The sequence below is a fragment of the Photobacterium angustum genome (genome assembly GCF_002954615.1).
In the GTDB taxonomy this organism is placed as follows: Bacteria; Pseudomonadota; Gammaproteobacteria; order Enterobacterales; family Vibrionaceae; genus Photobacterium; species Photobacterium angustum_A.
Map to the genome: position 1 here is coordinate 1,517,271 of NZ_MSCJ01000003.1, position 13,229 is coordinate 1,530,499.

Below are 13,229 nucleotides of genomic sequence, written 5' to 3' on the forward strand. Positions count from 1 at the left end.
AGTTAGTTAATTGGTTTTATTTAGTCACAATAAAACGCATACCATAAAAAATTCGTTTACAACTCTACGTTTTCTTTATATGTTGTAAGCGTTAATTCAATCACAAAACAGAAGTTGTTAAGTTATGTATTCAGCACTAAGCGAACATAAAACACGAAAAAACTTAGCATCGAGCCAATTGACTAATTGGAGCGAGGCTTCTGTTGTTGATATAAAACATACAACACGAATTATTACCGCTATTATCCTAGTGATTATTCGCTAGGCTGGCGGGCAAGCTTCCGTCAGCCGAGCTGGCGGAGGATACTATCAAGTCAAATATCTTCTTTCAGCAAACCTGCGGAATACGATTTCAATCATGGACGTTTAACTCATTGCGCATTAATCGCGATGGTTGTCTATAACTTCAAAAATGCAGGAACTACATTTGAAAACACAAGACATCTTCGTACTCGGTCTCACAACATTTGCCCTCTTTCTTGGTGCAGGTAACTTGATCTTTCCACCAGCAATGGGGTTAGATGCCGGTACTTCTCTGACCTCCGCAATGGCCGGCTTTTTAATTACTGCCGTAGGCTTACCCGCATTTACTATTATTGTGCTAGGTCGAATTGGTAATACCAATAATTTAACCAAGGCTTTACCTAAGTGGCTAGGTACAACTTTTTGGGTATTACTCTTTACCGCTATTGGCCCTGCATTTGGTATGCCTCGCGCCGTTACTGTTGCTTATGAGATGGGTATTCAACCATTTTTTACTAATGACCATTTGGTTGCTTTTTCAATCATTTTTTCTGCAGCTACCCTATTTCTTGCATTTAAACCAGGGAACCTTGTGACTTACATAGGTAAGATCATGACGCCGGCACTGATTATTTTATTATGTGGATTAGGCTTAGCTGCATTTCTTAGCCCTCTCGGTACACCTGCTGCTCCATCTGGTGATTACCAAGTCGGTGCTGTTACAAGTGGTTTGATCCAAGGTTACATGACGATGGACGCCATTGCTGCTGTCGGTTTCGGCTGGGTGATCATTCATGCAATAAAAGCTAAGGGTGTTACAACACAACAAGGTATTGCATCAACTTCCATTAAAGTAGCATTAATTTACGCCACGTTAATGGCGTCTTGTTACATCATTATGGGCTATGTAGGCGCAACATCATCAACGATTGCTGAACATGGTGTTAATGGTAGCGTGATCTTAACTCGTTACGTTGCAGGTGAGTTTGGTCATTATGGTCAATGGTTATTAGCCGCTATTATCTTAATGGCATGTTTAACCACCACAGTGGGTTTAACCAATGCGTGTGCTGAATATTACCAAGATACGTTTAAAGCTTCATTTGGTTTCACAGCAACAATCATTGTTGTGCTAACAGGGGTTATCGCAAACTTTGGTTTAAACGATATTCTAAAAGTAAGCTTACCTGCCATCCTTGTACTTTGTCCGGTTGCCATCGCATTAGTCTTAGCATCATTGGCGGCATCAACATTTACCGTTTCACGCCTTACACACAGTGCGGTTCTGATCACAGCGACGCTTTTCGGTACTATTGATGCTATTAATATCTTAGGTAAGATGCCAAAAGAACTCGGTGACTTTTTCAGCGATACATTACCGCTTTACAACGCACATGCAGGTTGGTTATTGCCGTCTTTATTCATGTTAATTACAACGGCGATGATTGGTCGTACAGCAAGTGCAGAGAAAAAGTTTGGACGTGTTGACTACCGATTAAAAACGGCAAATAACGATTAATAAAAAACGGCGATATTGGGGTATCGCCGTTTTTTTACTGTAGTTTTACTATATAAGCAGAAAGCTAAGCTTAACTTTAAGCACTAGCAATGAAAGTATTACAATTCATTCCACATTGCGGCACCCGGTGCCCATACTTCCACTTTATTTTTCTCTAAATTACAACGAAAGTTAATATCACCACGTTGAGCCGGTTTTATGTGATCGACAAACACCCAGCCTCGGTTACTTTCAGATTTATTTTCAAAATCATTGGCAATAATGGTTTCAGCAGCATATTGCGTTGTATTCGTTACCAAAATTTGGCACTGCTCGATATCGTTGGTAGAAGGTGGAGTAAAAGGAGTCGCTGTCATATCACAGCCAGAAAGCAGTAGAGCAAGCAGTAAGATTTTAGTTTTCATCGTAGACTATTCATAGCATCAAAATGTGTCACTAATTGCAGGCGAAATATGACTATCAACGAAATGCCATTAGCGAAGTTGCGCGGAATTCTATAGATAAACAAAAAAATTGGTAGTGTTAATTAACCTCGACAGTTATTCTTTTGAAGAAGATCACTCTCATAAAGCACCAAGTTAATTCCTTGTAAAAATAACACTTAATTAATAGGCATTGTAATTTAACGTTACTGAAATTAACTATCGAAGCAATATCCTATTAAGAAGCTATTAAGCCACTGATAAAACGATGAAGTGTTGCCAATAAAAATCCCAAATCATTAGCCGTTGTGTCATGTCCTATCGAGAAAAAAACCATCTAACGCAACTTGCTTAGTTGCATCAATAATCAACAGGCTAATGAATGTTGCACCTTATTCAAGATACACAATTTAGAGAATGTCTTTATTCATAGGAATGGCGTAAAGAATGATGATGTTGGCGCTCAAACGAAAATGAGCAAAGCTTAATCATGCTACTTTTTGCTCTGTCTTTATAAACACTAAAAGTAGATCAAATGAAAAAATACTGGACGCCACTAACACTCGTTTGTGCACTACTTGTGCTAACTTCTGGTTCTCTCCTATTTTTAGATATTAATTCGAAAAATATTGTTCTTATGCATGAGTGGATTGGCATCTTAATGGTCATTGCCGTTCTCGGGCATGCTTTCTTATATAAGAACTCAATTATCAAGCACTTATCACGTAAGAATAACATTGTAATGATGGCGGCTATTTTATTACTGGGTATCGCAATGATCCAAAGCGATAAAGAAGTCGAACAGTCTAACAATATCTCTGTCGCATTGTTTGATTCTATCGATAATGCTCCAATTACGTTGATGTCAGAGCTAACTCATCAACCCATTGATAACTTAATAGATAAAATAAAATTGGCTGGTTTTACAATTGATAATCCTAAGCAGTCCATTGTACAAATAGCACAATTAAATCATCAGCAACCTGAAGATATCATTTCTGTTATTTATAAAAAGTAACTAATAGTGCCCTGTTTATCAGGGCTTCAATCAAAGCAGATACTTAACGTCACTGTGTTATTTAAAATTTAGAGTCACTATTTATATCATCGATAAAACGATGAAATGTTGCCAAGAAAAAATCCAAATCATTAGAAATAATATCATGTCCTGTTGCTGAAAATGCCAATCTAACGCAACCTTCTTTTTCTGCTTCTTGCTTAGCAACATCAACAATTAACTGACTAACGAACTCTGCATCATCTCCTAAATAGGTATTATAAAAATTAAGTACAGGCTTTTGATGATAAGAAAAGTCCGTAAACTCCAACTTAGTTACCTCCAGCAGCTCAGAGTCAACAACGGGATTTATTGACTTTAAAAGAGAAAGCTCTTGCTGAACGAATTGCTTAATATCTTTTGGAAGATGCGCTTCAATTTTCTCAAAAATAAAGCTAATTGGCGAATCAACAGCCACCAAGGCTTTAACTAAATCAGGGTATTTATAGTTAAAATATCGACCGTAAAGTCCCCCCAAGGATGGACCAAGCAAAATGGCATTTTTAATATCTAACTCTATAAGTAAACTATGCAACTCCTGAGATACAACCTCTGGTGTCCTTACCTTTGTATTGAGTGGACTTCTGCCATAACCACCTCGATTAAATAAAAGTACACTGTAACGCTTTGCTAACTCATCTTGTAACCATCGGTTATCTTCGATGGTAACGTTAGCTCCCGTATTGATCACTACACAATCTTTAGCGTAAGTATTTGTAATGTAATGGTACTCGATACCTTTAGAACTAATCATATTTACCCTTATTTCTAATTAGAAATATAACAATAATGAATGGCTTACCTTGCAACCGTCGGCTCTTCAACAGGAATAAATAGAATACCATCCATCAATGAAGATGGTGCTGCAACTTGGAGTTTGCCTGTATAGGGTGTTATCTTTTGAATCGACTCAAAATACACTTTCTCATCATTATTCAACCCCGTTAAATCGATAAATGAATCTGGTAATCCTGATTCAAATAAACGATGGTTCACAGTTCCTTTCGTCGTTACTATATTCTCTACATCTGTCGCCCATTTAGTGGTATCAGAAGTAAATGGTGCACGATAACCAGAATGCGTTATATCCATCACACTATAAATAGACACATCCGGATAGCGTGTTTGTGTAGCATCAATAACTGAGTTATCTAGCGGGGTTGCATGAATATTATGTCCCCACACCGCGGTTTGCCCTTTTACATTAAACCATTCTTCTCTTAGCCAACGGATATTGTCTGCAGACTGAAAATCCGCATAAACATGATTAAGATTATTTAAATTTGTATTGGCATGAGCTTGAAGACTTTTTGCGATCTGTAGCCAGAATGAGGCGTAATGTCTAAAATCTCTAGGATTTTGGTGTTCGTATAATGGAACAATTTCATGTTGCTTTTGCTGCGCAAGCAAAGTTTCTAATTTAACCAATGCAGAAATAAGCAAATCATGATCTGACTGAACATATTTTTGTTCAAAAGACCAAGGGCACATCATTCTAGGAGAGATAGCTTTGATCGTTGCAAACTCATCCAGAAGTAAATGTTGCTCTGTTAAATACATTTCTAATTCATCAAACATCACACTACAACCGGGGTCGCTATTTATCCTTGCATCATAAGCCACTAACAATAAGGGATTATCATTTTGATCAACATTATTTACATAATTAAATAGCGGTGCTAAATCAGCACTTAAGCGATACATAAATAAGTAATTAGCATCAGGTCCTGTAACGGCATCAATAAAAGATTGTTTACCCGTTAAGTAATTATGCCATGCCGTAAGCCCATCATATAAACCTGACTCCATTGCAATGAAATCAAGATCACCTTGCTCATGTAATGCTTTTAGCATCCTTGCTCGATAGCTAAATGTTTTCTTACCTTGATGAGAGCTTTCCCCTAATCCCACCATGTCATAGCCTTTCACCGTACTCACAAAAGACGATAAGTCACTGGTATCTTCATTAAAATCAGTAGTCTTTAATGATTGATAACTAACGGGTAAGGGATTTTGATCAGAACTTGAAGAGTTACACCCAGCCAATAAAAATGCGATAAGCCAACCATATTTATGCATTGCAGATCCCTGCTTGGAAATTTTATAGAAATATCTATTAAGCAATGAGGTATAGCAAAATTAAACACGGAGGATGTGAATTGAGAGGAAGGTAAATAAGGGGCATTACATTTTAATTCATACTTTTGTGCGCATCTTTATAAAAAACCACAGGCACTTTTCATGAACCTGTGGTTTTAAATGTCTACTGAACCGTAATAACTATTGATGTTGTTGAAGTTGCTCAGTCAGCCAATTTAACCACGCATCCATCCCTTCACCCGTTTTGGCTGAAAGTTTTATGACCTGAATATTGGGATTCACTTTTCGTGCATTAGCAATACAATCTTCAATGTTGATATCAACATACGGCAATAGGTCGACCTTGTTGATCAGCATTAAGTCAGCGGCAGCAAACATATTAGGGTATTTAAGCGGCTTATCTTCACCTTCAGTAACAGACAAAATCGCGACTTTACATGCTTCACCTAAATCAAAACTCGCAGGGCACACCAAATTACCGACATTTTCGATAAACAAGAAACCTGGCTCATTCATTGCTAATTGATGATAAGCATCGTGCACCATTTGTGCATCTAAATGGCAGCCTTTTCCTGTATTAACTTGAATAGCGGGCACTTGGGTAGCACGAATACGATCCGCATCGTTAGAGGTTTGCTGATCCCCTTCGATCACCGCACATGGATACTGCTGTTTTAGCTGCATCAGGGTTTCAGTAAGTAAGGTCGTTTTACCAGAGCCTGGGCTTGATACTAGATTCAGCACAAGCTGTTTATTGGCTTTGAAATGCTCGCGATTATGTTCAGCCAGTTTATTGTTGTTACCTAGAATATCCATCTCTAACGTCAGGAGTTGACGTTGAGAAACCCCAGCTACATGCACTTCAGCTTCGCCTTTACCGTAGTGCAAATCACCTTTATCTAAGGTTTCAGGCTGATGATGGCCATTGCTATCATGAGCGTGATTGTGATGTTCGTGCGATGCATGGTCATGGTGAGAATGTTGATGATGTGGGTGGCTGTGTTCATGGTGCGATGTTGCGGGTAACGTGTAATGTACATGATGGTGAACATCACCTTGATGATAGTAGTGATGATGGATCACAACAGGCTGTTCATTACTCGCTTTATGAACATTGGAGTGCGCGTGATCATGGTGATGGTCATTGTGATGACTATGCCCATGATGATCGTGGTGGTGAGAACCATGATGATGGTGATCGACACCTTCTACATGGCTATCTCCGCAGCCGCATACATTACACATTACTCTACCTCAATATTTTTTATCATTAATTCGTCACCGGTTTCAACTTTAAGCTGATAACCTTGGCAATGAGGGCAGCAGACACCACGCTCATCCATTTCGATATAGCGCTGACACTCCATACACCAAACTTGAGCTTGTACAGACTCAATGGCTAACTTCGCGCCTTCTGCAATAGTTCCTCGTGTTGCAAATTCAAATCCTGTTGCCAATGCATGGGGCTCTATACACGATAATGTCCCAATCGATAATGTCACTCGAGTTACACGATGGAAGCCTTGCTTTTTCGCCTGTTCAACCACGGTATCTACCGTATTCATACTCAGTGATAATTCATGCATGACGAGATCTCTTCATTTTTATTTTTGATGTATGGCAAACCACAACTGACCTGCTGAAATAGATGCATCATTAGTAGGGAGTGATTCACCACAAAAAAGGGATAAACTGTGCGCGCTGGCTTTTTCAAACACTTCATCAACTAATACACGGTTTTGGAATACCCCACCGCCTAAAACAATCGGTAATGGCTTATAAGTTTGTCCGATGGTGACAATGACGTCAGCAATGGCACTAATAAAACTGTGCGCCAAACAATTTCGCCATGCTGGGCGATAATCATCGGCAACTAAACTTAACAGTGGTAATGCATATTCAAAAAGTGGTTGCCAATCAATCACACCATTAGCATCAACAGCAAAAGAAATAGGTTGATGGCATCGATCTTTCATTGCCGCTTGTTCGAGTTTCAACCCACATTCACCTTCATAATCAACGCGATCAACCAAACCTAACAAACTTGCCCACGCATCAATTAAACGTCCCATCGATGAGGTATAAGGCGATTGACTGCCTGTTAGCCATAATTGGTATAAATTATTAAAATAAATATCACTCCACTCTTTAAAGGCTGATAACTGCATCGCTTTAATCGCATCGACTGAGTAACATTCCAATAAAAGGGCAAATAACAAACGAGCAGGCTCTTTTATCGCTTTTTCGCCTCCAATTAAGCGAAATTGACGTAAATGTCCGACACGTTGATAACTTTGTGGTGTAGAAAGTAAGACTTCACCTCCCCACACGGTGTGATCGTCACCCCAACCAGTCCCATCAAAGGTAAAACCTAAAACCTGCTCCGTTAAATTATGCTCAGCCATCACTGCTAATACATGGGCATGATGGTGCTGCACCTTTAAAAGTGGTGTGACCAAATGGGCTTGGGTTTGGTATTTTTCAGCAAATTGAGAGGAATGATAATTAGGGTGTTTATCACACACCAACTGCTGTGGCTTAACATTATAAAGCGCTGTTAAATGGTTAAAGGTTTCTTGATAACGCAGCTCTGTATCGAGATCATCTAAATCACCAATATAGGGAGATATTAGCCATTGCTGAGGTAATGCTAACCCTATGGTTGATTTTTGCTCAGCGCCTAAGGCTACGGTGATATTGCCTGTACTTTGCTTGCTACCTGTAACGAAATGACTCACAGGCGCATAGCCTCTTGCCATACGTAGCACACGGATCTTTCCGCCAGCATAATGTACAAGGCTATCATCGCACGCACTCTCAATCGGACGATTATGATCTAAAATACCGCTGATATTCCCTGAAAATTGAGTACAGACTTGAGCTAACTCAGTGGCAATAGGCATACCTGATAAGTTCGCACTGGTCATAACAAGTGCACTTGTCGCACCTATTGCTTTTAATTCATCAAACAACAAATAATGCAATGGCGTATACGGCAGCATGATTCCTAGATACGGTACATTCGGAGCTACATTTTCAGCTAATACGTCATCTGCTCGCGTTACTTCTTCTACAACAATATCTAAACGCTTATTCATGAGAACAATAGGTCTAGCTTGCGCTGCTAATGCTCTCCATTCAGCATCACAACCTTCAACGAATTGTTGAGCAATGTCATCACTTGCCGCCATGATGGCTAACGGTTTTGACTGACGATATTTAAGCTTACGTAAACTCGCCACAGCTTGAGCGTTAGTGGCATCACACGCTAAATGAAAACCACCGATGCCTTTAATTGCAACAATTTCGCCGTCTTTAATCTTTTGCGCAAGCTGCTCAATCGCTGTTTGTTTAGTTGCAACAAGTGGTAATTCTGCACTCGTTCTCACTCGTTGCTGTGCATCATAAAGCGTTACCCAAGGGCCGCAGCAGTCACAACTAATCGGCTGAGCATGATAACGACGATCGACTGGATTTTGATATGCCTTGGCACAATCAGGGCACAACGAAAAGTCTTGCATACTGGTTACTGCACGATCATAAGGTAGCGCTTTTATAATGCTGTAACGTGGACCGCAATGGGTACAGTTGGTAAATGGGTATTGGAAGTATCGAGAATCTGGATTGGAAATATCCCGCTTACAAGCATCACAAAGCCCTTGATCTGGTGAAATAGATACCGTTGTGCTTTCACGGCACTGACTTTGCTCTATACCAAAGGTATTCGGCTTTTCCAATTCAGACCATAGCGATAAAGTGCGAATTGCCACATCATAAATGCGACTTAAAGGAGGCGCTTGGTCGATTAACTGCGAAGTGAAAATAGTTAATGTATCAAGAGAGCCTTGCACATCTATTTTCACCCCTTCTGAATCATTGATCACCGAACCAACTAGCGCATGTTGTGTCGCTAGTTGGTAGACAAAGGGGCGGAAACCGACCCCCTGTACAATGCCGGTAATATGAATATATTGTCGTGCAATGTTGTCTGTCACGCTAACTGCCCTGAATTAAGACAGCATTAAGATGCCACCAAATGCCGCCATAACGACACCTAGGACATTAGTAACACGACGATTAGCAGCTGAAGCCGCAATAGCTTTACCTAATACCACACCACACGCGTGTAGAATTGCCGTTGCTAGTACGAAACCGATAAAGAACTCAACAGCCGTTGCGCCTAAAGGCATTTCCATACCGTGAGCCATACCGTGGAATAATGCAAATGCCATTACCGCACCTGTCGCTACTTTCGCAGATATACGACCACCCGCTAATAGCATGCCGCCCATTGCAATCACAGATACAGCAATACCTAGTTCAACACCTGGGATCACAACACCTGATACACCTAATGCAGCACCAACAATCATGATTGAGATGAAAGCAAGAGGTAGACGTGAAATCGCTTTCCCCCCCATCATTGCCGCTAATAGACCCACACCCACCATAACACTTAGGTGATCCATGCCAGTAAATGGGTGAACAAAACCACTCATGAACGCAGAAGCGTGAGGACCAATGTGACCTGGGTGTGCTAAAGCAAGAGGAGAAAAAGAAGTAGTTAGCAAGCCCAACATTAGATGTTTCATTTTCATATTAATATCTTCTTAATAAAAGTAACCGGAAATCCGGAGAGTTATAAAACACTTCACGCGATGATTAAGCGTCAAGTACGATGAAAGCACGAGATCAAATCATGCCAAAAACACGTTCTGGGTGAGAATAAGCATCGGCTCGGCCGCGGCGACAATGCCCTAATAACGTCATATTTAAGCGATCCGCTAAATCGACGGCCATTTTTGTTGCAGAAGAAACGGCAAGTAATACTTCAACACCGGCTGAGGCCGCCTTTTGTACCATTTCAAAACTAGCGCGACTGGTAACTAACACAGCGCCGCCAGATAAACGCTGTTGATGGATATAACCAATTAATTTATCTAACGCGATATGGCGACCAACATCTTCAAATGTTGCGAGTAATTGACCATTAGCGTCGATATATGCCGCCGCATGTGCAGCACCAGTGAGTTGATTAAGAGCTTGGTGTTCAAGTAATTGCTGTAACGCTTGCTCTAAGTGGCTTAAATCAAATTCAACTGTCATCGGCAATGGCATTAGCATCCGACATACGGTTTCCAATTTTTCTTCACCACAAATACCACAGCCCGTTAAGCCCGCTAATGAACGACGTTTTTGCTTTAAACGCTCAGCACAACGATTAGCAACCGTAATATCAAGATTGATCCCATTATCATGATGGGTAATCACCATATCGTGAATATCACGGTGATGATCGATAATTCCTTCAGACAATGAAAAACCTATCGCAAACTGCTCTAAATCGTGAGGGGTACACATCATCACGGTGTACGCAACGCCATTAAACGCAAGAGCCACTGGCGTTTCTTCAATAATGAAATCCATCTCTCTAAAATCGCTTTCTCCTTTGCGATAGCGAATGATCGGACGCTGACAAGCATCACTAACGGCATCGGTTGATTGCACATCAAGAGTGGTCAAAATAGTGATCCTATAATTAAATAAAAATGTAGGCTGGTATAAAACGCATCAGATACCACCTCGAAAATCTTGGCTATTAATCCCCATTTTCTGCATTCGAGATAACAAGGTTGTCCGTTTCAGTCCTAATTGGTTTGCCGCACCATTCGGCCCTGCCACCACACCATGACAAGCCTTTAATGCTTTGATGACGTCTTCTTTACCAATAATGGGTTTAACTACGTCACCTTTAATTGCTGATTCTGACGTATTGATATCACCTTCAGCTTTAGGGTTAACCAATCCTACAGGGGGCACATTCTCTATTTGTACACTGACAGAATGAGTCGTTGTTTTTAACTCATGAACAGGGACATTAAGCACATTACCACGCGTTAAAATCACAGAGCGTTCAACAAAGTTGCGCAATTCACGAACGTTGCCCGGCCATGGGAATGCGCTCATAACCGCTAAATCTTCTGCTGCAATTACGGTGATCGTTTTGCCCATTTTTTTGGCTAATTCACGGGTAAAATGTTTAACCAATAATGGGATATCTTCAGCACGTTCACGCAATGGCGGAATTTGTATAGGAAAAACATTTAAACGATAATAAAGATCATTACGAAATTTCTTTTCTTCCACACGGCGTAATAAATCAACATTCGTGGCAACAACAATTCGCACATCAACACTAATTAATGCGTTTTTACCCACACGTTCGATTTCATTTTCTTGTAATGCACGTAGTAATTTAGGCTGAAGCTCTAAAGGCATATCGCCAATTTCATCTAAAAATAACGTACCTTTATGCGCTTGCTCAAAACGACCAACACGCTGGCTAATAGCACCAGTAAAAGCGCCACGTTCATGACCAAATAATTCACTTTCAAACAAGCCAGCAGGAATGGCGGCACAATTCATCTTCACCATATCCGTTTTGCTACGTAGGCTTAACTTATGGATAGCACGAGCAATTAACTCTTTTCCCGTCCCCGATTCGCCTAAAATCAGCACCGTACTGTCACAACTAGCAACAAGGGCGACTTGTTCAAGGACTTTATTCATCACTTCACTTTGACTAATAATATCGTCAAAAATAACGTGCTCACCCATTCCTTCATCAATGTTTACAAACTTAGTTATTGGTCGATTTGGAATGCTCGCTTGATGTGTTTTTATACTATGCATTGCTAAGGCAACACGTGCAGCTATCTGTTTAAATAACTCAAGATCCGTGTTTTTATAAGGGGCTTCATTAGGCTTCATAAAACTGATGTAACCCACTGCAATGCCTCTAAATACGAGTGGCATAACACAAGCGGTTTTAACACGACAAGGAAAATACGGGCTATTATCATCATCCTGCATTTTCTTAATATCTATCGCATTTAAAAATACCGGTTGATTATACTTAATTGCATTTTTAATTAATTTATCATTGGTAAAGAAATGACATTGATAATCAATTTCATTATTAATAAAACAAGCAGAATGCTGATTGTAATGTCCATCTTGTAATTGAATAATGGATAGATCAGTCATACCAAAATGCTGATATAAAAAGCGTAATAATGAGCCTATCAATTCTTTTTTTGTACTTTGACTTATAACAGTATTCGTCACATCAACCAGAACCTGAAAATTGTTTTTCTCAGTTGTTAGTTTTTCAGTAAACGTTGATGCAGTTTGGTGCTCTATAATATGTTCAATCATTGCTGAAATCATATTATTAAATAATTTGAATTGCTTCTCGCTCTCACTATCATCAGGCATTGTTAAATTAATATATTCAATAGCACCTAAAGGTTGATTACAAATAGATAGCGGTATTTTGCAATAATTAAAAACCGAGTCATACGCAGGATGACTTTCTAGCTGAGGAAAAGTTTGATATAGCGTTTCACCATCCATCTGATGGCAATAGTCACGCATGGTAACCCCATGCAGCCCAATGCTTGCGCCTGTATAATCAAATTGCTGACATTGTTTATCTTGATCAAGGTAGTAAAGGCTTGGTTGACTATCAAGATCATTTTTTAAAAGTAGATTTACACGTTCAACATTGATAAATAATAGATCTTCATTGTTTAGAAAATCCATTACGCCTGAAATATCATTGATTGATAATAAGGCTTTAGAAAAAGTCATCAAATCACTTTCAAAGCGTTCCATGTTGGCATTAACTCTTGCTGATAATGTCGCTCGAATAGAGAGTAATAATTCAAGCATTTGTTATACAATTCTCAACCATTTTAATAACCAAGTATTGATATCAATCAATAAACAATAAATATAAATGCAAACTAATGATGAAAAATAGAGTGAACGCTAATTATTTGAGCGATATGAATGACTAGTAGCAATATACAGCAAAGCAATGAAA

11 protein-coding genes are annotated in these 13,229 nt (G+C 39.6%); 2 read left to right on the forward strand and 9 right to left on the reverse strand.

What is annotated here, in order from left to right; genetic code table 11:
• The first annotated feature begins 427 nt into the window (after positions 1 to 427).
• Positions 428 to 1,762, forward strand: a complete 1,335-nt coding sequence (gene brnQ, locus BTO08_RS21700; RefSeq protein ID WP_105062607.1) for a branched-chain amino acid transport system II carrier protein — start codon at positions 428 to 430, stop codon at positions 1,760 to 1,762.
• Between the two features lie 98 nt (positions 1,763 to 1,860).
• On the opposite strand, the gene BTO08_RS21705 is transcribed toward brnQ, so the two are convergent.
• Positions 1,861 to 2,166, reverse strand: a complete 306-nt coding sequence (locus BTO08_RS21705; RefSeq protein WP_105062608.1) for a hypothetical protein — start codon at positions 2,164 to 2,166, stop codon at positions 1,861 to 1,863.
• 553 nt (positions 2,167 to 2,719) lie between these two features.
• Between BTO08_RS21705 and BTO08_RS21710 the strand changes: the two genes are divergently transcribed.
• Positions 2,720 to 3,202, forward strand: coding sequence for a hypothetical protein (locus BTO08_RS21710; protein WP_105062609.1), 483 nt, complete (start codon positions 2,720 to 2,722; stop codon positions 3,200 to 3,202).
• 61 nt (positions 3,203 to 3,263) lie between these two features.
• On the opposite strand, the gene BTO08_RS21715 is transcribed toward BTO08_RS21710, so the two are convergent.
• The 8 genes from BTO08_RS21715 to BTO08_RS21750 form a co-directional block, all read right to left on the reverse strand.
• Positions 3,264 to 3,995: an alpha/beta fold hydrolase gene (locus BTO08_RS21715; RefSeq protein ID WP_105062610.1), complete on the reverse strand. Its 732-nt coding sequence runs from the start codon at positions 3,993 to 3,995 to the stop codon at positions 3,264 to 3,266.
• A gap of 44 nt (positions 3,996 to 4,039) precedes the next feature.
• Positions 4,040 to 5,320, reverse strand: a complete 1,281-nt coding sequence (locus tag BTO08_RS22415; protein ID WP_198038521.1) for an erythromycin esterase family protein — start codon at positions 5,318 to 5,320, stop codon at positions 4,040 to 4,042.
• A 201-nt stretch (positions 5,321 to 5,521) separates the two neighbouring features.
• The gene (hypB, locus tag BTO08_RS21725; RefSeq protein WP_105062611.1) at positions 5,522 to 6,586 is read right to left on the reverse strand and encodes a hydrogenase nickel incorporation protein HypB; all 1,065 of its coding nucleotides are present in this window, start codon (positions 6,584 to 6,586) and stop codon (positions 5,522 to 5,524) included.
• Positions 6,586 to 6,927, reverse strand: coding sequence for a hydrogenase maturation nickel metallochaperone HypA (gene hypA / locus BTO08_RS21730; protein ID WP_045128683.1), 342 nt, complete (start codon positions 6,925 to 6,927; stop codon positions 6,586 to 6,588). The genes hypB and hypA overlap by 1 nt, the downstream gene beginning before the upstream one ends.
• An 18-nt stretch (positions 6,928 to 6,945) precedes the next feature.
• Positions 6,946 to 9,336, reverse strand: a complete 2,391-nt coding sequence (gene hypF / locus BTO08_RS21735; RefSeq protein WP_105062612.1) for a carbamoyltransferase HypF — start codon at positions 9,334 to 9,336, stop codon at positions 6,946 to 6,948.
• Between the two features lie 15 nt (positions 9,337 to 9,351).
• Positions 9,352 to 9,939, reverse strand: coding sequence for a HupE/UreJ family protein (locus tag BTO08_RS21740; protein WP_005366124.1), 588 nt, complete (start codon positions 9,937 to 9,939; stop codon positions 9,352 to 9,354).
• 94 nt (positions 9,940 to 10,033) lie between these two features.
• On the reverse strand, positions 10,034 to 10,864 hold the full coding sequence (gene fdhD, locus BTO08_RS21745; RefSeq protein WP_105062613.1) for a formate dehydrogenase accessory sulfurtransferase FdhD: 831 nt from the start codon (positions 10,862 to 10,864) through the stop codon (positions 10,034 to 10,036).
• A gap of 48 nt (positions 10,865 to 10,912) precedes the next feature.
• The gene (locus BTO08_RS21750) at positions 10,913 to 13,075 is read right to left on the reverse strand and encodes a sigma 54-interacting transcriptional regulator (protein WP_105062614.1); all 2,163 of its coding nucleotides are present in this window, start codon (positions 13,073 to 13,075) and stop codon (positions 10,913 to 10,915) included.
• Between the last annotated feature and the right edge of the window lie 154 nt (positions 13,076 to 13,229).

What these genes read in the sequence shown, in the direction of transcription:
- BTO08_RS21705 (WP_105062608.1), bottom strand. Translation starts at nt 2,166, where the DNA reads ATGAAAACTAAAATCTTACTGCTTGCTCTACTGCTTTCTGGCTGTGAT.
- BTO08_RS21710 (WP_105062609.1), top strand. Translation starts at nt 2,720, where the DNA reads ATGAAAAAATACTGGACGCCACTAACACTCGTTTGTGCACTACTTGTG.
- BTO08_RS21715 (WP_105062610.1), bottom strand. Translation starts at nt 3,995, where the DNA reads ATGATTAGTTCTAAAGGTATCGAGTACCATTACATTACAAATACTTAC.
- BTO08_RS22415 (WP_198038521.1), bottom strand. Translation starts at nt 5,320, where the DNA reads ATGCATAAATATGGTTGGCTTATCGCATTTTTATTGGCTGGGTGTAAC.
- hypB (WP_105062611.1), bottom strand. Translation starts at nt 6,586, where the DNA reads ATGTGTAATGTATGCGGCTGCGGAGATAGCCATGTAGAAGGTGTCGAT.
- hypA (WP_045128683.1), bottom strand. Translation starts at nt 6,927, where the DNA reads ATGCATGAATTATCACTGAGTATGAATACGGTAGATACCGTGGTTGAA.
- BTO08_RS21740 (WP_005366124.1), bottom strand. Translation starts at nt 9,939, where the DNA reads ATGAAAATGAAACATCTAATGTTGGGCTTGCTAACTACTTCTTTTTCT.
- BTO08_RS21750 (WP_105062614.1), bottom strand. Translation starts at nt 13,075, where the DNA reads ATGCTTGAATTATTACTCTCTATTCGAGCGACATTATCAGCAAGAGTT.